The sequence below is a fragment of the Streptomyces sp. NA04227 genome, from assembly GCF_013364195.1.
GTDB lineage: Bacteria > Actinomycetota > Actinomycetes > Streptomycetales > Streptomycetaceae > Streptomyces.
In genome coordinates, this window is record NZ_CP054918.1 from 5,731,762 (window position 1) to 5,754,996 (window position 23,235).

20 protein-coding genes, 1 pseudogene and 1 riboswitch are annotated in these 23,235 nt (G+C 70.3%); of the genes and pseudogenes, 13 read left to right on the forward strand and 8 right to left on the reverse strand.

The genetic code is table 11. The features are described 5' to 3' along the window. Nucleotides 1-98 precede the first annotated feature (98 nt). The 6 genes from HUT18_RS24450 (at nucleotide 99) to HUT18_RS24475 (ending at nucleotide 6,732) form a co-directional block, all read left to right on the forward strand. Complete coding sequence (locus HUT18_RS24450) at nucleotides 99-1,235, forward strand: ABC transporter substrate-binding protein (RefSeq protein ID WP_176102705.1); 1,137 nt, start codon at nucleotides 99-101, stop codon at nucleotides 1,233-1,235. A 5-nt stretch (nucleotides 1,236-1,240) separates the two neighbouring features. Continuing rightward, a complete protein-coding gene (locus tag HUT18_RS24455) occupies nucleotides 1,241-2,077 on the forward strand; it encodes an ABC transporter ATP-binding protein (RefSeq protein WP_176102706.1) in 837 nt (278 codons plus the stop codon). After that, a complete protein-coding gene (locus HUT18_RS24460; RefSeq protein WP_254878786.1) occupies nucleotides 2,074-3,147 on the forward strand; it encodes an ABC transporter permease in 1,074 nt (357 codons plus the stop codon). The genes HUT18_RS24455 and HUT18_RS24460 overlap by 4 nt, the downstream gene beginning before the upstream one ends. A 140-nt stretch (nucleotides 3,148-3,287) precedes the next feature. Beyond that, a complete protein-coding gene (locus tag HUT18_RS24465; RefSeq protein ID WP_176102707.1) occupies nucleotides 3,288-4,745 on the forward strand; it encodes an LLM class flavin-dependent oxidoreductase in 1,458 nt (485 codons plus the stop codon). Then, entirely contained in the window at nucleotides 4,742-6,367 is a 1,626-nt protein-coding gene (locus HUT18_RS24470) for an FAD-dependent oxidoreductase (protein WP_176102708.1), read from the forward strand. The genes HUT18_RS24465 and HUT18_RS24470 overlap by 4 nt, the downstream gene beginning before the upstream one ends. Further along, nucleotides 6,364-6,732, forward strand: a complete 369-nt coding sequence (locus HUT18_RS24475; protein ID WP_176102709.1) for a ferredoxin family protein — start codon at nucleotides 6,364-6,366, stop codon at nucleotides 6,730-6,732. Before HUT18_RS24470 ends, HUT18_RS24475 begins: the two co-directional genes overlap by 4 nt. 89 nt (nucleotides 6,733-6,821) lie before the next feature. Here HUT18_RS24475 and HUT18_RS24480 read toward each other — a convergent pair whose 3' ends face one another. From HUT18_RS24480 to HUT18_RS24485, 3 genes are read right to left on the reverse strand one after another with little or no spacing between them, the layout of a single operon-like run. Beyond that, nucleotides 6,822-7,154 (reverse strand): hypothetical protein, encoded by a 333-nt coding sequence (locus HUT18_RS24480; RefSeq protein WP_254878787.1) that lies wholly within the window; start codon nucleotides 7,152-7,154, stop codon nucleotides 6,822-6,824. Continuing rightward, complete coding sequence (locus tag HUT18_RS34230) at nucleotides 7,151-7,285, reverse strand: hypothetical protein (protein WP_303246553.1); 135 nt, start codon at nucleotides 7,283-7,285, stop codon at nucleotides 7,151-7,153. The genes HUT18_RS24480 and HUT18_RS34230 overlap by 4 nt, the downstream gene beginning before the upstream one ends. A 1-nt stretch (nucleotide 7,286) precedes the next feature. Further along, nucleotides 7,287-8,630, reverse strand: coding sequence for an AAA family ATPase (locus HUT18_RS24485; RefSeq protein ID WP_176102710.1), 1,344 nt, complete (start codon nucleotides 8,628-8,630; stop codon nucleotides 7,287-7,289). 260 nt (nucleotides 8,631-8,890) lie between these two features. Here HUT18_RS24485 and HUT18_RS24490 point away from each other — a divergent pair, with 260 nt between their 5' ends. Continuing rightward, nucleotides 8,891-9,328, forward strand: coding sequence for an SPW repeat protein (locus tag HUT18_RS24490; RefSeq protein WP_176102711.1), 438 nt, complete (start codon nucleotides 8,891-8,893; stop codon nucleotides 9,326-9,328). A gap of 144 nt (nucleotides 9,329-9,472) precedes the next feature. Here HUT18_RS24490 and htpG read toward each other — a convergent pair whose 3' ends face one another. The 3 genes from htpG to HUT18_RS24505 all read right to left on the reverse strand — a co-directional run bounded on the left by htpG (nucleotide 9,473) and on the right by HUT18_RS24505 (nucleotide 12,523). Then, entirely contained in the window at nucleotides 9,473-11,440 is a 1,968-nt protein-coding gene (gene htpG / locus HUT18_RS24495) for a molecular chaperone HtpG (RefSeq protein ID WP_176102712.1), read from the reverse strand. 142 nt (nucleotides 11,441-11,582) lie between these two features. Beyond that, nucleotides 11,583-12,038: an NUDIX domain-containing protein gene (locus HUT18_RS24500; protein ID WP_176102713.1), complete on the reverse strand. Its 456-nt coding sequence runs from the start codon at nucleotides 12,036-12,038 to the stop codon at nucleotides 11,583-11,585. A gap of 26 nt (nucleotides 12,039-12,064) precedes the next feature. Then, nucleotides 12,065-12,523 carry an ATP-binding protein gene (locus tag HUT18_RS24505; RefSeq protein WP_176102714.1) on the reverse strand — a complete coding sequence of 153 codons (459 nt, stop codon included), beginning with the start codon at nucleotides 12,521-12,523 and terminating at the stop codon, nucleotides 12,065-12,067. 183 nt (nucleotides 12,524-12,706) lie between these two features. Between HUT18_RS24505 and HUT18_RS24510 the strand changes: the two genes are divergently transcribed. From HUT18_RS24510 to HUT18_RS24520, 3 genes are read left to right on the forward strand one after another with little or no spacing between them, the layout of a single operon-like run. Beyond that, nucleotides 12,707-13,579, forward strand: coding sequence for a helix-turn-helix transcriptional regulator (locus HUT18_RS24510; protein ID WP_176102715.1), 873 nt, complete (start codon nucleotides 12,707-12,709; stop codon nucleotides 13,577-13,579). After that, a complete protein-coding gene (locus HUT18_RS24515) occupies nucleotides 13,576-13,779 on the forward strand; it encodes a DUF397 domain-containing protein (protein WP_176102716.1) in 204 nt (67 codons plus the stop codon). The genes HUT18_RS24510 and HUT18_RS24515 overlap by 4 nt, the downstream gene beginning before the upstream one ends. 22 nt (nucleotides 13,780-13,801) lie before the next feature. After that, nucleotides 13,802-14,005: a DUF397 domain-containing protein gene (locus tag HUT18_RS24520; protein WP_368661554.1), complete on the forward strand. Its 204-nt coding sequence runs from the start codon at nucleotides 13,802-13,804 to the stop codon at nucleotides 14,003-14,005. A gap of 164 nt (nucleotides 14,006-14,169) precedes the next feature. On the opposite strand, the gene cobN is transcribed toward HUT18_RS24520, so the two are convergent. After that, nucleotides 14,170-17,817 carry a cobaltochelatase subunit CobN gene (cobN, locus tag HUT18_RS24525; RefSeq protein WP_176104778.1) on the reverse strand — a complete coding sequence of 1,216 codons (3,648 nt, stop codon included), beginning with the start codon at nucleotides 17,815-17,817 and terminating at the stop codon, nucleotides 14,170-14,172. A gap of 32 nt (nucleotides 17,818-17,849) precedes the next feature. Next, nucleotides 17,850-17,978, reverse strand: a riboswitch (cobalamin riboswitch). 346 nt (nucleotides 17,979-18,324) lie between these two features. On the opposite strand from cobN, the pseudogene HUT18_RS24530 reads away from it, so the two are divergent. The 3 genes and pseudogenes from HUT18_RS24530 to HUT18_RS24540 all read left to right on the forward strand — a co-directional run. Continuing rightward, nucleotides 18,325-19,653 (forward strand): annotated as a pseudogene (locus HUT18_RS24530) (cobalamin biosynthesis protein CobG); the annotation flags it as partial. Between the two features lie 285 nt (nucleotides 19,654-19,938). Next, the gene (locus HUT18_RS24535) at nucleotides 19,939-20,580 is read left to right on the forward strand and encodes a precorrin-8X methylmutase (RefSeq protein ID WP_176104779.1); all 642 of its coding nucleotides are present in this window, start codon (nucleotides 19,939-19,941) and stop codon (nucleotides 20,578-20,580) included. Then, nucleotides 20,577-22,169 (forward strand): precorrin-2 C(20)-methyltransferase, encoded by a 1,593-nt coding sequence (locus HUT18_RS24540; protein ID WP_176102717.1) that lies wholly within the window; start codon nucleotides 20,577-20,579, stop codon nucleotides 22,167-22,169. The genes HUT18_RS24535 and HUT18_RS24540 overlap by 4 nt, the downstream gene beginning before the upstream one ends. Nucleotides 22,170-22,282: 113 nt before the next feature. On the opposite strand, the gene HUT18_RS24545 is transcribed toward HUT18_RS24540, so the two are convergent. Then, complete coding sequence (locus HUT18_RS24545) at nucleotides 22,283-23,062, reverse strand: cobalt-precorrin-6A reductase (RefSeq protein ID WP_176102718.1); 780 nt, start codon at nucleotides 23,060-23,062, stop codon at nucleotides 22,283-22,285. Between the last annotated feature and the right edge of the window lie 173 nt (nucleotides 23,063-23,235).

The following is a 23,235-nucleotide window of genomic DNA, read 5'->3' on the forward strand; positions in this document are numbered from 1 at the left end:
TCTTTACGGAACCGCGCGGCACGCGCCAGGTAGTGCGCGGTGCGTATTCCAGCCGCTCCATCGAGCCGACGCTCTCCCGATCTGAACAGGACCCCGCCATGGCCACGACGGCATCGACATCGAACCGACGACAGTTCCTTTCCCTGCTCGGTGTTTCGGCGCTCGCGGTCAGTTGCGGCCCGGCGATCGGGGCCTCCTCCGGCAAGAGCAACACCAGGACGCTCCGGTACCAGGGCTGGGCGGGCCAGGTCACGCTGCCCGAACTGGCCGCGGACCTCGGCTACCTGGAGGACGTGAAGCTGGACTGGGTCGGCAACACGACCAGCGGGCCGCAGGACATCCAGTCCGCGGCCACCGGCCAGACCGACTTCGGCGGCGCGTTCAACGGCGCGGTCGTCAAACTGGCCGCGAACGGGGCACCGGTCAAGGCGGTCATCAGCTACTACGGCGCCGACAAGTACGCCTACAACGGCTTCTACGTCCTCAAGGACAGCCCCATCCGCTCGGCCCGGGACCTGCTCGGCAAGAAGGTCGGGATGAACACGCTGGGGGCCCACTCCGAGGCCATGCTCGACATCTATCTGCGGCGCGCCGGTCTGTCCCGGTCCCAGAGCGGTGAGGCCGAGCGGCTCGTGGTACCTCCGGTCAACACCGAGCAGACCCTGCGGCAGAAGCAGATCGACGTGGCCGTACTCGGCGGCATCCTGCGCGACAAGGCCCTGGAAACCGGCGGCATCCGGCCGCTGTTCACCGACTACCAACTCCTCGGCGCGTTCAGCGCGGGCACGTTCCTGATGACCGACCGCTTCCTGAAACAGAACCCCGAAACGGCCCGGATCTTCACCACCGGCGTCGGAAAGGCCATCGAGTGGTCCCGCGCCACCCCGCGCGAGGAGGTCGTCGCCCGGATGACGGAGATCGTCAAGAAGCGCCGCCGCAACGAGGACGCCGCACCACTCAAGTACTGGCAGTCCTACGGCGTCGCCGAAAGGGCGGGCCGGATCACCGGAAAGGAACTGCGGCTCTGGGTCGACTGGCTGGCCGAACGCGGCGACATCAAAAAGGGCCAGGTCACCCTGTCCGACCTCTACACCAACGAATTCAACGACGCGGCCAAGGACGGCGGCACCAAGCCGTCCGAAGCGGCCTCGCCCGCCACCGAGTCCACTCCGAACTCCACCACGAACCCCACCTCTCACTCCACCTCGAACTCCACCCCGAAGAGCGGGAGTTGATCCCCGTGCCGGAATCCACCGCACCCAAGATCGTATTCGAGAACGTACGCAAGGAGTTCTCCGTAAAGGACCGCAGAGGCGGTGAGCGGAACAAGGCCTTCACCGCGCTCGAAGGAATCGATCTGTCGATAGCTCCCGGTGAGTTCGTCGCCCTGGTCGGTCCCAGCGGCTGCGGCAAGTCCACCCTGCTCGATCTCCTCGGCGGCCTCACCCGGCCCACCGAAGGACGCATCCTGCTCGACGGCGTACCCGTCACCGGGCCCGGCCTCGACCGGGGCATCGTCTTCCAGCAGTACGCGCTGCTGCCGTGGCGCACCGCGCGCGGCAACGTCGAGTTCGGCCTGGAGGCCACCGGCGTACCGCGCCGCCAACGCGCCGCCCGCGCAAGGGAGTTCCTGAACCTTGTCGGCCTGTCCGGATTCGAGGACCGGCACCCGCACGAACTCTCCGGCGGGATGCGGCAGCGCGTCGCCATCGCCCGCAGCCTCGCCTACGACCCCGATGTACTGCTGATGGACGAGCCGTTCGCCGCGCTGGACGCCCAGACCCGGGAGTCGCTGCAGGACGAACTGGTGCGTATCTGGCAGCGCACCGGCAAGGTCGTCGTGTTCATCACCCACAGCATCGACGAGGCCGTCTACCTGGGGCAGCGCGTCGCCGTGATGACGTCCAGGCCCGGCCGGATCAAGGAGATCGTGCCGGTCTCCTTCGGCTCGCGCACCGGCACGGACGACCTCCGCTCCAGTCCCGAGTTCGCGCGCTACCGGCACCAGATCTGGTCGCTCCTGCACGACGAGGTGGCCAGGGCCCAGCAGTTGGAGAAGGAGGAGGCATCCGTATGAGTCCCGTAACCGGCACCGCGACCGAGAACGCCACGGCGGAGAGCACGGAGGCGGAGAGCACGGAGACGACTGCCGTCGCGAGCGCGGCGGAGAGCACGCAGAAAACCGCCGCCGAGGCCACGGACAGCACCGCGGTCAACGCCACGGACAGCACCGTGGACAGAGCCCCGGGCACGACCGCGGACAACGCCCCGGACAAGACCATCGCCGAGACCGGGGCCGAGGAAGCGACCGCAAAGGAACGTCAACTCCCCGCCCGCACGCCCAAGTTCCGCCCGGTGCTCCTCCGGTTGGCCCGGCGCCTCCCGTACCTGCTGCTGACCGCCGCGCTCAAATCCGTGGCGATCGTGGCGCTGCTGCTGTTGTGGGAGACCGCGCCGCGGCTCGGCCTGGTCGACCGGACGTTCCTGCCGCCGTTCAGCGAGGTCGCCCGCGCCTGGTGGGGGCTGGCGACCGACGGCCAGCTCGCGGACAACGCCCGTGCCAGCCTGGTGCGTTCGGGCACCGGATTCGGCATCGCGGTGGCCGTCGCCGTACCGCTCGGCCTGCTGATCGGCTGGTACGGGCCGCTCGCCCATCTGCTCGGACCTCTCCTGGAGGTCTTCCGCAACACCGCGGCACTGGCGCTGCTGCCCGTGTTCGTGCTGCTGCTCGGCATCGGCGAGACCTCGAAGATCTCCATCGTGGTGTACGCGTGCACCTGGCCGATCCTGCTGAACACCATCAGCGCGGTCCGCACGGTCGACCCGACCCTGCTGAAGCTGGCGAAGTCGATGGACCTGTCCACGCCCCGGCTGTTCCAGAAGGTCATCCTCCCGGCCTCGGTACCGGTGATGTTCACCGGCATCCGGCTGGCCGGAGCGGTGTCCATCCTGGTCCTTGTCGCCGCCGAGATGATCGGCGCGAAGGCGGGCCTCGGCTATCTGATCAACAACTCGCAGTACAACTTCGCGATTCCGCAGATGTACGCGGGCATCATCACGATCTCCGCCATCGGCGTGGCCTTCAACCAGTTCCTGGTGGCCGTGGAACGCCGACTCAGCTCCTGGCGCGTACCCACCAACGCGTGACCACCGGGCGGGGCCGGGCCGTCACCGCACGCGCCCCGCACCACCCCTCTCCCCTCTCCCCTTCCCCTCCGCTTCTCCCTCCCTCCTCCCTCCTCCCCCTCCCTCCCGCAGCGTCCCGCCGCCCCGATCCAAGGACCCCGATGACCGCGACCAGACCCCGGCAACTGCACCTCAACGCGTTCCTGATGAACGCCGGACACCACGACGCCGCCTGGCGGCTGCCGCGTACCCAGCCCGAACGCGTCACGGACGTCCGCTACTTCCAGGAGCTGGCACGGACCGCCGAACGCGGCCTGCTGGACTCCGTCTTCCTGGCCGACGGCCTCGCCCTGTGGGGCAAGGTCAGGCACAACGCGCTCGGCGGCTTCGAACCGCTCACCCTGCTGTCCGCCCTGGCGACGGCCACCGAGCACGTCGGCCTGATAGCCACCGTCTCCACCACCTTCAACGAGCCCTTCCACACCGCCCGCAAGTTCGCCTCTCTCGACCACATCAGCGGCGGCCGGGCGGGCTGGAACATCGTCACCTCCGGCACCGTGAACGAGGCCCGCAACTTCGGGCAGGACGAACACCTGGAGCACGGGCTGCGCTACGAGCGGGCGCGGGAGTTCGTCGAGGTCGCCACCAAGCTCTGGGACAGCTGGGAGGACGACGCGATCCTGCTCGACCGTGAGCGCGGCGTCTACGCCGACACCGACAAGGTGCGGGAGATCAACCACCGCGGGGAGTACTTCGGGGTGCAGGGTCCCCTGAACTCACCGCGCAGCCCCCAGGGACACCCGCTCCTGGTCCAGGCCGGATCGTCGGAGGACGGCAAGGAGTTCGCGGCCCAGTACGCCGAGGCGGTCTTCACCGCTCAGCAGACCCTCGCCGACGGCCAGTCCTTCTACCGGGACCTCAAGTCACGGCTGGCCAACTACGGCCGCGCGGAAGACGAGTTGCTCGTCCTGCCCGGCATCGCCCCCGTGATCGGCTCCACCGAGGCCGAGGCCCGCGCCCTGGAGCAGGAACTCACCGACCTCCAGGTCCCCGAGTACGGGCTCGCCCAGTTGTCGGGGATGCTCGGCACCGATCTGACCGGCCTGCCGCTGGACGGGCCGCTCCCGGAACTGCCCGAGGAGCGGGACATCAACGGCAACAAGAGCCGCTTCGCACTCGTGACCCAGCTCGCCCGCGAGGAGGGCAAGGACGGCCAGGGCGGCCTCACGCTGCGCGAACTCATCGCCCGGCTCGGCGCGGGACGCGGTCACCGGGTGTTCGCCGGTACTCCCGAGCAGATCGCCGACCAGCTGGAGGAGTGGTTCACCCAGGGCGCCGCCGACGGCTTCAACATCATGCCGCCGCATCTGCCGGGCGGCCTGGAGGACTTCGTCGACCACGTCGTACCGATTCTCCAGCGACGCGGCCTCTTCCGCACCGAGTACACCGGCCGCACCCTGCGCGACCACTACGGCCTCGCCCGCCCCGCCAACCGCCTTGCCGCCACGGCCACGGCCACGGCCACGGCCCCATCCTCAGCCACCCCGGCAATCCCTGCCGAGATCCCCGCCGGGAGCCCCGCCGGTTCGGCCGTCACCGCGACAGGGCAGCCCGTATGAGCACCGCCGAAATAGGCACCGACGGCCTGGAGCTCACCACCGACGTCCTGGTGATCGGCGGCGGACCCGCGGCCACCTGGGCCGCGCTCAAGGCGACCCAGGAGGGAGCGGACGTGGTCCTCGCCGACAAGGGCTACTGCGGCACCAGCGGCGCCACCGCCTCCAGCGGTACCGGCGTCTGGTACGTACCCCCGGAGCCCGAGGCGCGGGAGGCGGCCATGGCGAGCCGGGAGGCTCTGGGCGGCTATCTGGCCGACCGGCGCTGGATGGCCCGGGTGCTCGACCAGACGTACGCCGGGGTCAACGAGCTTGCCACGGACGCCCGTTACCCCTTCCCGACCGGACCGGACGGGACCCAGCTGAGGAACGGTCTGCAAGGGCCGGAGTACATGCGCCGGATGCGGATTCGCGTACGGCGGGCCGGGGTCCGCGTCCTGGACCACAGCCCGGTCACCGAGTTGCTGACCGACCCTTCGGGGGCGGTCGCCGGGGCCCGGGGGTACCGGCGCCGGGCCGGGGAGCCGTACCGGGTGCGTGCCGGGGCGGTCGTCCTGGCCACCGGTGGCTGCGCGTTCCTGAGCGGCGCGCTGGGCTGCAACGTCAACACCGGCGACGGGGCGCTGTTCGCCGCCGAAGCGGGCGCGGAGCTGTCCGGGATGGAGTTCTCCAACGCCCACGGCATCGCGCCCGAGGGCACCTCCGTCACCAAGACCGCGTTCTACTCCTTCGCGACCTTCTACCGCGAGGACGGCGCGGTCCTTCAGGGCGCGGCGAGCCAGGGCGGCCGGTCCGTCATCGCACGCACGCTGCTGAGCGAGAAGGTCTACTGCCGTCTCGACCGGGCGAGCGCCGCGGACCGGCGGGCGATGCGGCTGGCCCAGCCCAACTTCTTCCTCACCTTCGACCGCCTCGGCATCGACCCCTTCACCGAACGCTTCGCCGTCACCCTCCTCGCCGAGGGCACCGTGCGCGGCACCGGCGGAATCCGTATCGCCGCCGACGACTGCTCCACCACCGTCCCCGGCCTGTACGCGGCCGGAGACGCGGCGACCCGCGAGCTGATCTGCGGCGGCTTCACCGGCGGCGGCAGCCACAACGCCGCCTGGGCCCTGTCCTCCGGAACCTGGGCGGGCCGGGGCGCGGCCCGCCACGCCCGCTCACTGGGCACCGCAGCGGGCACCCGGCCTCTGGTGTCCACGGGCGGGGCGGGCCTGCGGCCCACCGGGACACCGGGTCGCGCCGACGACTTCCACGAGGTGGTTACCGCGGTCCAGGGCGAAGTACTGCCGTACGAGAAGAACTATCTGCGCCACGGTGACCGCCTCACCGCCTCGCTGAAGGTGCTCGACCGGGTCTGGCGGGAATCGCGCGCAGCGCTGCACGCGACGGGAGCGGACACGGTACGGGCCCGGCAGGCGGCCGCCATGACGGCGCACGCCCGCTGGATGTACACCTCGGCGCTGGCCCGCACCGAGACCCGCGGCATGGCCAAACGCCTCGACTTCCCCGCGCAGGACCCCCGGCAGCACCACCGCATCGTCACCGGCGGCCTCGACCGGCTGTGGACCCGCACCGAGCCCCTCCCGGCCGCACCCGCCGCACCCCTGGAGGTGGCCTCGTGATCGAACTGGTCTCGGCGGACCGCTGCATCGCCTGCGACAAGTGCATCGAGGTGTGCCCGACCAACGTCTTCGACCGCGGCGAGGACGGCATCCCCGTACTCACCCGCCACGACGACTGCCAGACCTGCTTCCAGTGCGAGGCCAACTGCCCGGCCGACGCCCTGTACGTCGCACCGCTGACCCACCCGCTCCCCAGCGACTCCACCGCCCGCGACGAGGAGCACCTGACCCTCACCAACCTGCTCGGCAGCTACCGCCGCCACATCGGCTGGGGGCACGGCCGTACGCCGGGGGCACTGAAGGCGATCGGACCTCGGCTGGGGCCGCCGGGGGCGGGGAACTCTTCGCCGCCGCTTACTTCCTGAGCGGTGCCCGGTCGCTCTCAACCGCCGGGCGGGGGCCCTCCCCCTGCCCGGCGCGTTCAGCGCGGACAACGGACAGACACTTCACGCACTTACGCGTACGACGCCAGCAGTTCGTCCAGCGTCCAGACCGTCGCCGCGACCCCGGAGGTCCGGGCGAGATACCGGTCCCGCTCGATCAGAATGTTCAGGTCACCGCATCCGAGGCGGTTGCACGCGTGCGTCACCAAGTCGCTGCCGGTACTTCCCCCGGCTATGAGTGCGCTGAGGTGGGCGGCATCCCACTCGACCTCGTTGAGCGCCCAGGGCGCCGTACCCTCCACCACCGTACGAAGAACACCGACGAACCGCTCCGCGCAAGTCCGCCGATGGCGCCCGTCGGCCAACTGCGCGATGTGGTTTCCGGTTTCGATGACCGCTGTCACACCGGCAGCAGCAGATCGCAATCACGCGTCTCACGCTTACGACGCAGTTCAGCGATTACCTTTTCGCGGTCCTGACTCTTTCCGGGAATCTCCAGCAGATTGCAGAGGATCGATGTGTCGACGAATTCCACCCTACGAGCCACGTCCGCCGCACTCGATACCAAGGAGCCGGTCGAACTCCGTGTAATCCGGGACCTGTTGCCTGCCTGCCGAGCTCAGCCGCCCCTGGGTGATCACCTCACCGAGGCGTCCGGCCGCCATCGCGGCCGGATAGCCCTCCAGATCGGTGAGCTTCGTGAGACGGCTGGTGCCCGACTGTCTGTCACGCCAGCACACCACGACGCCCTCATGGTCCTTGCTTTCCAGCGCGGAGAGTAAAGCGGGGCTGTGCGTCGTGATCAGCACGCTGGTGCCGTTCTCCGCGCTCGCCTGCCGCACGAGTCGGAGCACCTCGGACGCCTGCGAGGGATGCAGTCCGTTCTCGAGTTCTTCGACAACCAGCATGAGGGAACGTTCGTTTGCGGTACGCGCGCCCGCCACCGTCGTCGAACCGAGGTCAAGTCCGCCGCCGCCGGTAAGCAGGGACGTGGTGACGGCGAGGAAACGCAGCATGCCGTCGCTCATCTCCCGGGCAGGTGTCAGCCCCAACTGGCCTTCGCGCAAGGCCAGCATGACGTCGCCGAGCTCGGACTTGGTGACGGTCAGGGCCTCGACGTCGTGATCGGCGAGCCCTCGCAACAGCTGCTCGAGCCGGCGGAAGAGTTCGGGATCGGTCCGTTGGACCTGACCGATCGCGGCGGACAGGTTCTCCCCGGTGCGTCTCAGATGGACGTCCCGCGAAGGCACGTACTGCCGCATGAGGTGCGGCACCGGATCGAGGTGGAAGGCGCGCGACAGGGCCGACAGTGCGACCGTCGCGTTCCAGATGCAGTCACGTTCGCCCTCTGTGTCGCCCGCCAGGCGGAGCGGCAACTGGGAGGTGAGCAGGCGCGAGCTGCGGAACGGACCACTCGGGTTGCGCCCGGGCTTGCCGTTGTGCCAAGAGGCCTGAATATCACCGAGGTGCGGACTCGGGGCGCCGCTGACCAGCACATCCCTGCGGCCGGTGGCAGTAGGGCCGCTCAGCCGCTCCTCGACAATCTGGACTTCGGGCTCCACCTGAATCGTCACATCGAGATCAACCGGCCCGTACTCGGTGCTCACACTGCAACCGAGCTCGAAGCGATCGGAACCGTGCGGTACGCACCCCGCGAGCCCGCCGCGCACCGGCCCGGCGGGACTGCGTCGGCTCTCCAGTGCCTCGGCGATGTCTTCCCCACGGGCGAGGCGGGAGAGCACTTCGAGTCCGTCGAGAGCATTCGACTTGCCGCTGCTGTTGCGTCCGATCAGCACGGTCAGCGGCGCGAGCCGGAACGCCTCACGCCGGAAGCTCTTGAACGCGGTCAGGCGGACCTCTTCGATGGCCTGGGCAGTCACTCGGCGAAGCTACCGCAGGTCTCTCGGGTGGCGGGACCGCTGCGCCGATGCCGAGCGCTACCGGATGCACCTCAGGACCACCGGGTTCGCCAGGTGTCCCTGCCCGTGATCGCCACCACCAGACAGCGACTCCAAGTGATTGTTCAATCGCATTGCGTAGGCGGCCATTTGCCCGCAAACATAAACATTCACATAAGGAAGCCATAAGGATACGATGACCATGTCAAAGGCACGCGGATCCACCACAAGGAGTGATTGGCGTGGCTGCATCAACCTCACCAGACATCCATGAGCACCCGGACATCGTCGCCCTCCGGGCCCGCTCCGAAGCAGCGGCGGCTGCTCCGGCGTCCCAGGCCGCCGAGGCACTGAGCCTGCTGGCCGGACTGTTCCTCGCCGCCTCACCCTGGATCGTCGGCTTCAACGATCTGAACGCCCTGGCCATCAACAACCTCATCGCCGGTCTGGCCTTCGCCTTCGTGTCGATGGGGATGGGCAACGCCTATGAGCGCACGCACAGCATGAGCTGGGCGGCGCTGGGCATCGGCGCGTGGACCATCATCGCGCCCTGGGTCGTGACCGGAGACGTCTCCACGACGCGTACGGTCGTCTGCAATGTGATCGTCGGCGGGTGCATGTGCCTGTTCGCCATGATCACGGCCGGACTCGCACTGGGCGGTGGTGGCCGCAGGCGGTAACCAGGAGCGGAGTGCGTGCGCTCCGCCCCACCACGAAACCTCACTGGAATCCGGGAGCTGAAACCGAACACGGCGCGTCCGCACGGCAGTGGACCGTGCGGACGCGCCGCGCTGGGTACTGAGAGGCCAAGCCGGAACGAGGTTCTACAGCCCCGCGGCCAGCCGCCCCGCGAGAACCCGGGTGAACCGCGCCGGGTCCTTCAGCTCGCCACCCTCCGCGAGCAGCGCCATACCGTGCAGCAGTTCGGCGGTCTCGGTCAGCGCGGCATCACCGGAGTCCTTCTCGTACGAGGCGCGCAGCGCGGTGACCAGCGGGTGGTCCGGGTTGATCTCCAGGATCCGCTTGATACGCGGGAGTTCCTGGCCCATCGCGCGGTACATCTTCTCCAGGGTGGGCGTGACGTCGTCGGCGTCGCCCACGATGCAGGCGGGAGAGGTGGTCAGCCGCGAGGAGAGCCGCACTTCCTTCACGTCCTCGGCCAGGGCGGTGCCGAGCCAGCCGAGCAGCGGCCCGAAGTCCTTCTCCCGCTGGGCGCGTTCGGCGTTCTTGGCGTCCTTGGCGCTGTCGTCCTCGTCGTCCTTCTCGCCGTCGAGGTCGACCTGGCCCTTGGCGATGGACTGGAGCGGCTTGCCGTCGAACTCGCGGACCTGCTCCACCCAGACCTCGTCCACGGGGTCGGTGAGCAACAGGACTTCGAGACCCTTCTCGCGGAAGGCCTCCATGTGCGGGGAGTTCTCCAGGCGGGTGCGGGACTCACCGGTGAGGTAGTAGATCGCGTCCTGGCCCTCCTTCATCCGCGAGACGTAGTCGCGCAGACCGGTCTGCTCCTCGGCATCGTGCGTGGAGGGGAAGGACGAGACCTCCAGGATGGCCTCGCGGTTCTCGTAGTCGCTGAGCAGGCCCTCCTTCACGGCACGGCCGAACTCGCCCCAGAACGTGCGGTACTTGTCCGCGTCCTTGGTCCGCATCGACTTGACCGACGACAGCACCTTCTTGACCAGTCGCCGGTGCATGAGCTGGATCTGCCGGTCCTGCTGGAGCGTCTCGCGCGAGACGTTCAGGGACAGGTCCTGCGCGTCCACCACGCCCTTGACGAACCGCAGGTAGTCCGGCAGCAGCGACTCGCAGTCGTCCATGATGAACACACGCTTGACGTACAGGTTCACCCCGCGCCGCGCCCCCTGCTGGAACAGGTCCAGCGGCGCCCGCGAGGGGATGAACAGCAACGCCTGGTACTCGAAGGTGCCCTCGGCCCTGGTGTGGATGGTCTCCAGGGGGTCGGTCCAGTCGTGGCTGACGTGCTTGTAGAACTCCTTGTACTCGTCCTCGGTGATCTCATCCGCGGAGCGCGACCAGAGGGCCTTCATCGAGTTGATCGTCTCGACGACCCGCTCGGTACCACCCGCCTCGTCGCCCTCGCCGCCCTCGCCACCCTCCTTGGGCTTCTCGGTCTCCATCCGGACCGGCCACGGAATGAAGTCGGAGTGCTGGCGGACGACGGCACGCAGCTTGTGCTCCGCCGTGTAGTCGTACAGGTGGTCCTCGGTGTCCTCCGGCTTGAGGTGCAGCGTCACCTCGGTGCCCTGCGGCGCGTCGGCCACCGCCGCAAGGGTGTACGTCCCCTCGCCGCTCGACTCCCACCGCGTACCCTCGGCCTCGCCCGCCCGGCGGGTCACCAGGCTCACCTTGTCCGCCACCATGAAGCTGGAGTAGAAGCCGACACCGAAGTTGCCGATCAACTCGGCGGAGGCGGCGGCATCCTGGGCCTCCCGCGCCTCCTTCAGCTTGCGCGCGAACTCCGCCGTACCCGACTTGGCGATGGTGCCGATGAGCTGCACCACCTCGTCCCGCGACATCCCGATCCCGTTGTCCCGCACGGTCAGCGTGCGCTGCTCGGAGTCGGTCTCCAGAGCGATGTGCAGATCGGAGGTGTCCGCGTCGAGCGCGCTGTCGAGAAGGGACTCAAGGCGCAGCTTGTCCAGGGCGTCGGAGGCGTTGGAGATCAACTCCCGCAGGAAAATATCCTTGTTGGAGTAGATCGAGTGCACCACCAGATTCAACAGCTGGCGCGACTCGGCCTGGAACTCGTACGTCTCGGGCTGGCTACTCACAGCACTCCTCTCGGAGAGAAACTCAACGAACCTACGTATCCATGTATTACAGCGGCCCGGGGTGGTCGGACGCACATGTGGCCCACCCTCTTGCCCCTGAAGTCGCAGGGCTCCGAGCGGGGCAGAGAGTCAGCGCTGATCTCTACCGGACCGGCATCACGCGCTGACCGTCATGGCTTCGTACGTGAGGACCGGTACCGTCCAGTGCGTCCAGGAGCCGGATCGCGTAGGCCTCGGACATCCGTTCCTCCACCTGTTCCGGGGTGAGCCATTCGACTGCGGTCGACTCACTGGAGGTGCGCTCCGCCCCGCCGACCCGCTTGCACCGGAACACCAGGGCCAGGATGCCGCGCGGGACATTCTTGTAGACGCCGGTGAGCTCACCCACCTCGACGTCGAGGCCTGTCTCCTCCCTGACTTCCCTCCGCACCCCGTCCTCGGGCCACTCATCGAGTTCGAGCACTCCGCCGGGCAGCTCCCAACTCCCGTTGTCCGCACGCCGGATAGCCAGCAGCCGGCCGTCGTCGCGCACTACGGCTCCGGCCACTGAGACGGAGTGAAGGGGCGTTGACCGGGGGTGCTGTGCGGCGCTACTCATGGTGAGCAGGGTACGGAGCCATGTCGTCAGAAAGACCGCCCGTCCGCCGAACGCGGAAGCGGCACCTGACCTTTCAACGCCTTCAACTCGGCCCACACCGTCTTGCCGATGCCGCCGGGGCGTTCGTCCACACCCCAACGCTGCGCAAGGGCATCGACCAGCAGCAGGCCGCGGCCACACGCATCGTCGTCCTCGGGTTCGCGCAACGCGGGCCTTCCCTCGCCTACGTCGCTCACCTCGATACGGACAACTTCTGCTTCGGTCTCGTGGGCGATCCGTACGCCCACCAGACGATCGCGGGGCGCCCGGGCCCGAATGCCGTTGGTCACCAGCTCGGAGAGCACCAACTCGGCTGTCTCGATGGCTTCTTGGTCCAGCTTCCAGCCGTCCAGGACGGCCAGTAAAAGGGCTCGGGCTCGGGGGACGCTGCTGCGGCGCCGGGGAAGTTTGAAGTCGATCTCTCGCGTGGTTGCGTCGCCTGTCATGGGCGGCCTCCAGAGCATGCGTGGTTCAAATCGCAGCCGTACGGTGCAGGTTCGGCTACGCAGTGCAACCAGAGTGCAGCGTGACCACATACTTGCGCAACGTTGAATGGATGCTCTGACTCTTCATTCATCCATTCGGGAGTTCGACGTACACGGACCGGGGACCGGTGATAGGGAGAGCTCATGCCGAACGTGAAACCGTCCACGGTGCTCGGTCGCCAACTCGGCGATGAGCTACGCAAGTTCCGCGACGCCGCACAGATGTCGACTGCGGACGCCGCCGAGATTCTGGACTGCACCAAGGGCAAGATCAGTCGCATAGAGAACGGTCATGTCCCGGTGCGTACGCCGGACTTGAACGCGCTGCTGGCCGCCTACAACGTCAGCGATCCGGAGACCCGCGAACGCCTCACCGCCCTGGCTCGCAAGGCCAACCGCCGCAGGCGGGACGGTTGGTGGCATCAGTACGGGTCTGTGCTGGGCGAGACCTACCGGGATCAGATCGAGATGGAGGCCATCTGCGACGGCATCCGGGGGTATCAAGTTCAGCTCATCCCAGGCCTGTTGCAGACGGCCGCATACAGCCGCGCGATCACAGTCGCCTCCCGGGCCTGGCAAACCCCGGAAGAAATTGAGCAGTTCGTGCAAGTGCGGCTGGCTCGGCAGGCGAGGCTTACGGGAGATTCGCCACTGGACCTCTGGGTCGTCCTCGCCGAAGGGGCACTGCACCAACAGGTCGGTGGACCCCAGTTGATGCACGATCAGTTGGAACACGTGGCGACGATGGCGGAACAACCGAACATCACTGTCCAGGTCCTGCCGTTCTCGCGCGGCGCCCACTCCGGTATGTTCGGGCCGTACTTGCTGCTGAGCTTTCCGCGGGTTTCGGCTTTGGACCTCGTACTCGCGGAGACGCCGACCGGCAACATGTGGGTGGAGCAGGAACCCGAAGTCAACCTCTACCGCGCGCTCTTCGACGACGCTCGCACCACCGCGCTGCCGCCCACGGAATCGCTCAGGATGATCCGCCGCATCGCCAAGGAGCACAGATCGTGACCCACAGCAGTAGCCCTGCCCCTGACCTCAACTCGGCCGCCTGGCGCACCAGCAGCTACAGCGGTGGGCAGGGCGACTGCGTGGAAGTGGCCACGAATCTCGGCCATCAGGTGCCCGTCCGCGACACCAAGCATCCTCAAGGCCCGGTCATCACCGTCACTCACGATGCCTGGGTGACGTTCCTCGCGCACCTCGGCTGATCAGGCCCGGAGGGGGCACAACGTGAGCATCGGACGCCGGACCAAGTCTCGCCTCTCAGGGGCGCAGTGGCATGTCAGCAGCTACAGCGGCGGCAACAACGAGTGCGTGGAGATCGCCTGCAACCTCCCCCGCCACGTCCCTGTCCGTGACACCAAAAACCCCAGCGGTCCCGTGATTACCTTCACTCACGAGGCGTGGAAAGCGTTCCTCACGCACCTGGCCTGAGCGGCCACGCGATTACGCAGCAAGAACGGTGCCGGGGCCAGGATCAGCGAGCCAAGGCGAAAGATCGGCGCACGAGGAATCGCGCGGCGCCCCGAATCCGCCAGGCGACGGCAGACGGCGCACCCACAACGGCACGCCACCCGCCCTCGTGGTCTCGGTGCCGCCTACTCCCCGTCCCCCTCCAACTCCCCTTCCGTCTCAAGGAGTACGCCCCGCAGCTCCTCGAGTACCGCCGGATCCGGCTTCTCCCACATCCCCCGCGACTCCGCCTCCAGCAAGCGTTCCGCGATCCCGTGCAGCGCCCACGGGTTGGCCTCCTGGAGGAAGGCGCGGTTGACCGGGTCGAGGACGTAGGTCTCCGTCAGCTTGTCGTACATCCAGTCGGCGACCACGCCCGTGGTGGCGTCGTAGCCGAACAAGTAGTCCACGGTGGCGGCGAGTTCGAAGGCGCCCTTGTAGCCGTGGCGGCGCATGGCCTCGATCCACTTGGGGTTGACGACGCGGGCGCGGAAGACGCGGCTGGTCTCCTCGACCAGGGTGCGGGTGCGGATGGTCTCGGGGCGGGTGGAGTCGCCGATGTAGGCCTCGGGGGCAGTGCCGCGCAGGGCGCGGACGGTGGCGACCATGCCGCCGTGGTACTGGAAGTAGTCGTCCGAGTCGGCGATGTCGTGTTCGCGGGTGTCGGTGTTCTTGGCGGCCACCGCGATGCGCTTGTACGCGGTCTCCATCTCCTCGCGGGCGGGGCGGCCGTCGAGTCCGCGGCCGTAGGCGTAGCCGCCCCAGACCGTGTAGACCTCGGCGAGGTCGGCGTCGGTGCGCCAGTCGCGGGAGTCGATGAGCTGGAGCAGGCCCGCGCCGTAGGTGCCGGGGCGGGAGCCGAAGATGCGGGTGGTGGCGCGGCGTTCGTCGCCGTGGTCGGCGAGTTCGGCCTGGGCGTGGGCGCGGACGAAGTTGGCCTCGGCGGGCTCGTCGAGCGAGGCGGCAAGGCGTACCGCGTCGTCGAGGAGGCCGATGGTGTGCGGGAAGGCGTCGCGGAAGAAGCCGGAGATGCGCAGGGTGACGTCGATGCGCGGGCGGCCCAACTCCTCGGCGGGGATGGGCTCCAGGCCGGTGACGCGGCGCGAGGCGTCGTCCCAGACGGGGCGGATGCCGAGCAGGGCAAGGGCCTCGGCGACGTCGTCGCCCGCCGTACGCATCGCGCTGGTGCCCCACAGGGACAGGCCGACCGAGGTGGGCCATTCACCGTTGTCGGTGCGGTAGCGCTCCAGGAGGGAGTCGGCGAGGGCCTGGCCGGTCTCCCAGGCGAGGCGGGAGGGGACGGCCTTGGGGTCGACGGAGTAGAAGTTGCGGCCGGTCGGCAGGACGTTGACCAGGCCGCGCAGCGGGGAGCCCGAGGGGCCCGCGGGGACGAAGCCGCCGCCGAGCGCGTGGACTGCGTGGTCGAGTTCGTCGGTGGTCGCGGCCAGGCGCGGGACGACCTCGCGAGCGGCGAACTCCAGAATGGCGGCGACCTGTTCGCCCTGTCCGGAGGAGACCCGCGTGACGGCGGCGGGGTCCCAGTCGGCGTCGTCCATGGCCTGGACCAGGGCGCGCGCCTTGGCCTCGGCCTCGTCGGCGGTGGTGCGGGTGGCGGCGGATTCGTCCAGGCCGAGCGCCTCGCGCAGTCCGGGCAGGGCGGTGGTGCCGCCCCAGATCTGGCGGGCGCGCAGTACGGCGAGGACCAGGTTGACGCGGTCGGCGCCCGCGGGCGGGGCGCCGAGGACGTGGAGTCCGTCGCGGATCTGGGCGTCCTTGACCTCGCACAGCCAGCCGTCGACGTGCAGCAGGAAGTCGTCGAAGCCGTCGTCGTCGGGACGGTCCGCGAGGCCCAGGTCGTGGTCGAGCTTCGCGGCCTGGATGAGGGTCCAGATCTGGGCGCGGATGGCGGGCAGCTTGGCCGGGTCCATCGAGCTGATCTGGGCGTACTCGTCGAGGAGTTGCTCCAGGCGTGCGATGTCTCCGTAGGAGTCGGCGCGGGCCATCGGCGGGACCAGGTGGTCGATGAGGGTGGCGTGCACGCGGCGCTTGGCCTGGGTGCCCTCGCCCGGGTCGTTGACCAGGAACGGGTAGATCAGGGGCAGGTCGCCGAGTGCGGCGTCGGGGGCGCAGGCCGAGGACAGGCCCGCGTTCTTGCCGGGCAGCCACTCCAGGTTGCCGTGCTTGCCGAGGTGGATCATCGCGTGCGCGCCGAAGCCGCCCGCCTCGGGGTCGCTGGCCATCCAGCGGTAGGCGGCCAAGTAGTGGTGGCTGGGCGGCAGATCGGGGTCGTGGTAGATCGCGATCGGGTTCTCGCCGAAGCCGCGCGGGGGCTGGATGACGATCAGCAGATTGCCGCGGCGCAGCGCGGCGAGCACGATGTCGCCCTCCGGGTTGCGGCTGCGGTCGACGAACATCTCGCCGGGCGGCGGGCCCCAGTGCTGCTCGACCGCGGTACGCAGTTCCTCGGGCAGCGTCGCGTACCAGCGCTTGTAGTCGGCCGCCGGGATCCGGACGGGGTTACGGGCCAGCTGCTCCTCGGTGAGCCAGTCCTGGTCGTGGCCGCCCGCCTCGATGAGCGCGCGGATCAGCTCGTCGCCGTCGCCGGAGACCAGGCCGGGGATCTCCTCCTCGGGACCGAAGTCGTAGCCCTCGGCGCGCAGGCGGCGCAGCAGGGCCACGGCACTGGCGGGGGTGTCCAGACCGACCGCGTTGCCGATACGGGAGTGCTTGGTCGGGTACGCCGAGAGCACCAGGGCGAGACGCTTCTCGGCGGCGGGGACGTACCGAAGTCGCGCGTGGCGTACGGCGATTCCGGCGACGCGGGCCGCGCGCTCGGCGTCGGGTACGTACGCCGGGAGGCCGTCCTCGTCGATCTCCTTGAAGGAGAACGGGACGGTGATCAGGCGGCCGTCGAACTCGGGCACCGCGATCTGGCTGGCCGCGTCCAGCGGCGAGACGCCCTCGTCGTTCTCCTCCCAGTCGCCGCGCGAGCCGGTCAGGCACAGGGCCTGGAGGATCGGGACGTCCAGGGCGGTGAGCGCGCCCGCGTCCCAGGACTCGTCGTCGCCGCCCGCGGAGGCGGCCGCCGGCTTGGTGCCGCCCGCGGCGAGGACGGTGGTGACGATGGCGTCGGCCGCGCCGAGGGCCTCGATCAGCTCGGCCTCGGGGGCGCGCAGCGAGGCCACGTACAGCGGCAGCGCCCGGGCGCCCGCGTCCTCGACGGCGGCGCACAGCGCCTCCACGAAGGCGGTGTTGCCGCTCATGTGGTGGGCGCGGTAGTAGAGCACCGCGACGGTGGGCACGTCGTGGTCGGTGGGGGCGGTGATGCGGGCCGTGCGCTCCAGCGGCCCCCAGGTGGGCGCGGGCGCGGGCGCGTCGAAGCCGTGGCCGGTGAGCAGCACGGTGTCGGAGAGGAAGCGGGCGAGCTGCTCCAGGTTGGCCGGGCCGCCGTGCGCGAGGTAGGCGTGCGCCTCGGCGGCGATGCCGACCGGCACCGTGGAGGCGGCCATCAGCTGGGCGTCGGGGGCCTGTTCACCGGTGAGGACGATCACCGGGCGGCCGTCGGCGAGCAGCAGGTCGAGGCCTTCCTGCCAGGCGCGGATGCCTCCGAGGAGGCGTACGACGACGAGGTCCGCGCCGTCCAGGAGCGCGGGCAGTTCGTCGAGGGCGAGCCGGGAAGGGTTGGCGAAGCGGTAGGCCACCGGGCCGTTCGCCGCGCGGGCACTGAGCAGATCGGTGTCGGAGGTCGACAGGAGCAGGATCTCGCGGGGCTGAGCCTCGGGCGCGTGCGGCATGGGGGCGTTGGCCTTCCTCGGGGTGTCCACGCCCCGGGCAGTTGTCGGACGGCTGAGAGTTCCTGACTCACCCGGGGACCGGGCTCACAGTGGCGGGACCGTGCCGGATTCGCACCGGCTTCCTCACAGGACGGGGCCTGGCCGTCGACGGACCAGTTGGCCCGCCGCAGGAATAGTAAGTGCAGGAGGGGGTGCTTGTCGGCGGGGCGTTCGTCACCTTTGGTGCTGACGGAGGTGCTTGCGGAGGGGCTTTCGGGCGGGCTTGCGCGCAGGCTTGTGGAACGGGCGGGTCCGCCGGGGTCGTGCGCCGTTGGCGCCGGTGCGTGCGCGGGCATGGGGGCGGGGGCGTGCGCGGGCAGGGGATGGGGTGCGTGCGCGGGCACGGGATGGGGTGCGTGCGCGGCGCGGGCGCGGCGGCCGTGACGGTGCCGGAGACAGTGACAGCCGGTGGCGGGAACGGGGCGCAGATCACTGTTCGCGCCGGTGGCGGGGCCGCAGGCCGTGGGTATGCTCGCCGCCATGCCGCCCCACTCGACTCCCTCCGAGGTCGCGGGCCGGGCTCCCTCCCGCGAACGGGGCGACGCCTGCCCCGGCGCACTTCGACTGCACCGCGCCGACGACGGCTTTCTGGCCCGACTCCGGCTGCCCGGGGGCCTGTTGACGTCCCGTCAGGCCGAGACCCTCGCCGACGCGGCGGAGCGGCTCGCCGACGGGCGGCTGAGCATCACCTCGCGCGGCAACGTCGAACTGCGCGGCCTCGGCGAGACCTGCGGCGGCGAACTCGCCGCACTGCTGCACGAGGCGGACCTGCTCCCCTCCGAGCGGCACGAACGCGTACGCAACATCGTGGCCTCACCGGCCGCCGGACTCGACCAAACCGGCTTCGCCCACGTCCAGTTGTGGGCCCGTGAGCTGGACGGCCTGCTGTGCGCCGAGCAGTGGACGACCGCCCTCTCGGGCCGCTTCCTGTTCGCCCTGGACGACGGCCGGGGCGATGTCGCGACCCTCGGCGGCGATGTGACCTTGCTCGCAGCTCCGGCGGGCGAGGCGGTCGTACGTCTCGGCCGCTCGGTGCGCCGGATCGCCGCGGCACACGCACCACGCGCCGCCCTCGCCGCCGCCCGCGCCTTCCTCACCACCGCCGAGAAGGCGGGCAACGGCGCTTGGCGGGTACGGGACTTGCCGGAGGGCCCCGAGGCCGACCGGGAACTCGACCGCCAACTCACTAGATTCCTTGGCGAATCGGGCATTACGGAGAGCGTGGGGAGCACGGAAGGTACGGATAGCACGGAGAGTGCGGAGAATGCTGCGGGGCGCCTTTCGGGGAGGATGGATCGGGCCTCGGGCGCTCCGGCGCAGGCTGCTCGACATCCGGATCTGGAAGTCCGACCCGGCCACGACCCGCGCCCCTCCCCCGGCCTTCTCCGCGCCCCCGACGGCACCCGGACCGTGGTGGTCACGGCGAAGCTCGGCCGCCTCGACGTCGCGCAGTGGCGTGCGCTGCTGCCCGCCCCGGCCGACGAGATCCGGCTCACCCCGTGGCGCGGCCTGCTGCTACCCGGCTTCACCAGCCGCGCCGCCGCCGAGGAACGCCTCGACGCCCTGGACCGCGCGGGACTGGTCACCTCGGCCGCCTCCCCCTGGCTGCCGGTCGGCGCCTGCACCGGCCGCCCGGGCTGCGCGAAGTCCCGCGCCGACGTACGCGCCGAGGCCCTGCCCGCCCCCGGCCCGGGCCTGCCGGTGTACTGGTCCGGCTGCGAACGCCGCTGCGGCCACCCACAGGGCGACTGGGTCGACGTACTCGCGGAGGGCGACGGCCGGTACACGGTGACCGTACGGCGTGCCGGAGCCTCAACTGCCCTGGAGACACAGGGGAGTTCGCAGCAGGCGTCAGCGAGCACGCCCGCGCGGTTCGGGGCTCCGGCGTACGAGGCTCCCGGGGCGGTCGGTGGGACCGCGAACGGCACGAAACCGGAGGACCGTCCACGAGACGACGGCGCACGTGACAACGGCGTACTAGATGTCGACGTACGAGACGACGACCTACGGAAAGCAGTGGCCGCCGCCCGTCATGGCGGTGGAGCAGGGATCACGCCCCGTACGGGGCATCGGGATGAGCGAATGAGCGAGAGCACAGTGTTCGACTACGAGAAGGACGGCGCGGAGATCTACCGCCAGTCCTTTGCCACCATCCGGGCCGAGGCCGACCTCGCCGCACTGCCTGCCGATGTGAGCCAGGTCGCCGTACGGATGATCCACGCCTGCGGCATGACCGACCTCGTGGCCGATCTCGGCTTCTCCCCGCAGGTGGTGGCCCGCGCCCGTGAGGCGCTGCGCGCGGGCGCGCCCATCCTGTGCGACGCACAGATGGTCGCCTCCGGCGTGACCCGCAAGCGCCTGCCCGCGGACAACGAGGTCCTGTGCACCCTGTCCGCCCCCGAAGTACCGGCCCTCGCCGCCGAGTTGGGCACCACGCGCAGCGCCGCCGCGCTGGAGCTGTGGCGTGACCGCCTCGAAGGCTCGGTGGTCGCGGTCGGCAACGCGCCCACCGCGCTGTTCCGGCTCCTGGAGATGATCGCCGAGGGCGCGCCCCGCCCGGCGGCCGTGATCGGCGTCCCGGTCGGCTTCATCGGCGCGGCCGAGTCCAAGGACGCCCTCGCCGCTTCCCGGCTGGGCCTGGAGTACCTGGTGGTACGCGGCCGTCGCGGCGGCAGCGCGATGGCGGCGGCGGCCCTCAACGCGATTGCGAGTGAGACCGAATGAGCGCGTCGGCGGAGCGGGAATCCCGGACCGGCACCGGGACGGGTGCGGGTCCGGGTACGGGTACGGGACGTCTCTACGGTGTGGGTCTCGGGCCCGGCGACCCCTCGCTGATCACCGTGCGCGCCGTGGAAGTCATCGGCGAGGCGGATGTGGTGGCGTACCACTCCGCGCGGCACGGGCGTTCCATCGCGCGCCGGATCGCGGACCGGTACATCCGGCCCGACCACATCGAAGAGCGCCTGATGTACCCGATCACGGTGGAGACCACCGACCACCCCGGCGGCTACCGGGGCGCGCTCGACGACTTCTACGAGGAGGCCTCGGCCCGGCTCGCCGAACATCTCGACGCGGGCCGTACGGTCGCCGTCCTCGCCGAGGGCGACCCGCTCTTCTACGGCTCCTACCAGCACATGCACAAGCGCCTGGCACACCGTTACCCGACCGAGGTGATTCCGGGAGTGACCTCGATCAGCGCCGCAGCGGCACGACTGGGCGAGCCGCTGGTCGAGGCCGAGGAGGTGCTCACCGTGATCCCCGGCACGCTGCCGGAGGAGGAGTTGACGGCGCGCCTGGCGTCGACCGATTCGGCGGTGGTGATGAAGCTGGGGCGCACGTTCCCCACGGTGCGCCGTGCCCTGGAGCGCACGGGCCGTCTGGAGGACGCGCGCTATGTCGAGCGCGCCACCATGGACGGCGAACGCACCGGTGCGCTCACGGACATCGACCCGGACTCGGTCCCGTACTTCTCCGTGGCGGTGCTGCCCAGCAAGGTCGCCGTACTCCCGGGGCAGGCGCCGGCGCGTACGCCCCGCGTGCGCGGTGAGGTCGTGGTGGTGGGCACCGGTCCGGCCGGACCACTGTGGCTGACCCCGGAGACCCGCGGCGCGCTGGCCGCCGCCGACGACCTGGTCGGCTACACCACCTACCTGGACCGGGTGCCGCAACGGCCCGGCCAGCGTCGGCACGGCTCGGACAACAAGGTCGAGTCGGAACGGGCCGAGTTCGCGCTCGACCTGGCACGGCGCGGCCACCGCGTCGCGGTGATCTCCGGCGGCGACCCCGGGGTGTTCGCGATGGCCACGGCGGTACTCGAAGTCGCCGCCCAGGACGCCTACGCCGACGTCCCCGTCCGGGTCCTGCCCGGCGTGACCGCCGCCAACGCGGTGGCCGCCCGCGCGGGCGCCCCGCTCGGACACGACTACGCCACGCTCTCCCTCTCGGACCGGCTCAAGCCGTGGGAGGTGATCGCGGAACGCCTGGCCGCCGCCGCAGCCGCGGACCTGGTCCTGGCGCTCTACAACCCCGGCTCGCGCAGCCGCACTTGGCAGGTCGGCAAGGCCAAGGAACTCCTGCTCGAACACCGTGCCCCCGACACCCCCGTGGTCGTCGGCCGTGACATCGGCGGCCCCGGCGAGAGCGTCCGCGTGGTGCGCCTGGCCGACCTCGTACCCGAAGAGGTCGACATGCGCACCCTGTTGATCGTCGGCTCCTCACAGACCCGGGCGGTCGGCCGCGACGGCGGTACGCACGCGGGCGAGAGCGAGGGCGAACAGGTGGTGTGGACGCCTCGGCGGTATCCGGAGGCGTGAGTTCGGTGGTCTCCGGGGGTGTGAGCTCAGCTGTCTCCGGAGGCGTGTGCTCGACGGTCTCCGGGGGCGTGAGCGGGTGAGGGCGCGCGGGTGTGTACGCGGGGGCTCCCGCGCTACGTCGCCCGCCCCCGCATCCCCCGTACCCACTCGGCCGCCTCCTGCGCTCCGGGGACGACGGGAACGCCCTCGGGGACCGGAGGGCGGCGTACGACGACGACCGGGATCCCGGCCTCGCGGGCGGCCGTGAGCTTGGGTGCGGTGGCGGCCGCGCCGCTGTCCTTGGTGACGAGGACGTCGATGCGGTGGCGGCGCAGCAGTTCGCGTTCGCCGTCGAGGGTGAACGGGCCGCGGTCCAGGAGCACCTCCATCCGGGGCGGGAACGGCGGCTCGGGTGCGTCGACGGAACGTACGAGGAACCAGCAAGCGGTGAGCGGGGCGAAGGTGGCGAGTCCCATCCGGCCGGTGGTCAGGAAGACCCGGCGGCCGAGCGCGGGCAGGGCCGCGGCGGCTTCGTCGAGCGAGGCCACCGGGTGCCAGTCGTCGCCCGGCTCCGGCACCCAGCCGGGACGCCGGAGCGCCAGCAGGGGAACATGGGCGGTGGCGGCGGCCTCGGCCGCGTGAAAACTGATGGCCTGGGCGAAAGGATGGGTGGCGTCGATGAGCAGGTCGACCCGGTGCTCGCCGAGCCAGCGCACCATCCCCTCCACCCCGCCGAACCCGCCGACGCGCACCTCCCCGGACGGCAGCCGCGGCGCCGCGACCCGCCCCGCGAGCGAACTCGTCACCCGTACCCCGGGAGCCTCGCGGTGCAGGCTTTCGGCCAGCTGCCGCGCCTCGGAGGTCCCGCCGAGGATCAGTACGTGTACGTCGTGTGCGGGGTGCTGGGCTTCCATCGGTTTCCTTCAGGGGGCGCCTGAGCAGGCGCTGGCACGGGTGCACGTACCGGCGCAGGATCGGGCGCGCACACGGGCGCAGGCGCGGGCGCTCACGCCGGTACGGGCGCGAGGCAGCCGCACGCACGGCGGACGGGGACAATACGGACAGGGGCAACGGCGTCGCGCACGGA

What these genes read in the sequence shown, in the direction of transcription:
- HUT18_RS24500 (WP_176102713.1), bottom strand. Translation starts at nt 12,038, where the DNA reads ATGAGTAGCGCCGCACAGCACCCCCGGTCAACGCCCCTTCACTCCGTC.
- HUT18_RS24505 (WP_176102714.1), bottom strand. Translation starts at nt 12,523, where the DNA reads ATGACAGGCGACGCAACCACGCGAGAGATCGACTTCAAACTTCCCCGG.
- HUT18_RS24545 (WP_176102718.1), bottom strand. Translation starts at nt 23,062, where the DNA reads ATGGAAGCCCAGCACCCCGCACACGACGTACACGTACTGATCCTCGGC.
- HUT18_RS24450 (WP_176102705.1), top strand. Translation starts at nt 99, where the DNA reads ATGGCCACGACGGCATCGACATCGAACCGACGACAGTTCCTTTCCCTG.
- HUT18_RS24540 (WP_176102717.1), top strand. Translation starts at nt 20,577, where the DNA reads ATGAGCGCGTCGGCGGAGCGGGAATCCCGGACCGGCACCGGGACGGGT.
- HUT18_RS24510 (WP_176102715.1), top strand. Translation starts at nt 12,707, where the DNA reads ATGCCGAACGTGAAACCGTCCACGGTGCTCGGTCGCCAACTCGGCGAT.
- HUT18_RS24465 (WP_176102707.1), top strand. Translation starts at nt 3,288, where the DNA reads ATGACCGCGACCAGACCCCGGCAACTGCACCTCAACGCGTTCCTGATG.
- HUT18_RS24460 (WP_254878786.1), top strand. Translation starts at nt 2,074, where the DNA reads ATGAGTCCCGTAACCGGCACCGCGACCGAGAACGCCACGGCGGAGAGC.
- HUT18_RS24470 (WP_176102708.1), top strand. Translation starts at nt 4,742, where the DNA reads ATGAGCACCGCCGAAATAGGCACCGACGGCCTGGAGCTCACCACCGAC.
- HUT18_RS24535 (WP_176104779.1), top strand. Translation starts at nt 19,939, where the DNA reads ATGAGCGAGAGCACAGTGTTCGACTACGAGAAGGACGGCGCGGAGATC.
- cobN (WP_176104778.1), bottom strand. Translation starts at nt 17,817, where the DNA reads ATGCCGCACGCGCCCGAGGCTCAGCCCCGCGAGATCCTGCTCCTGTCG.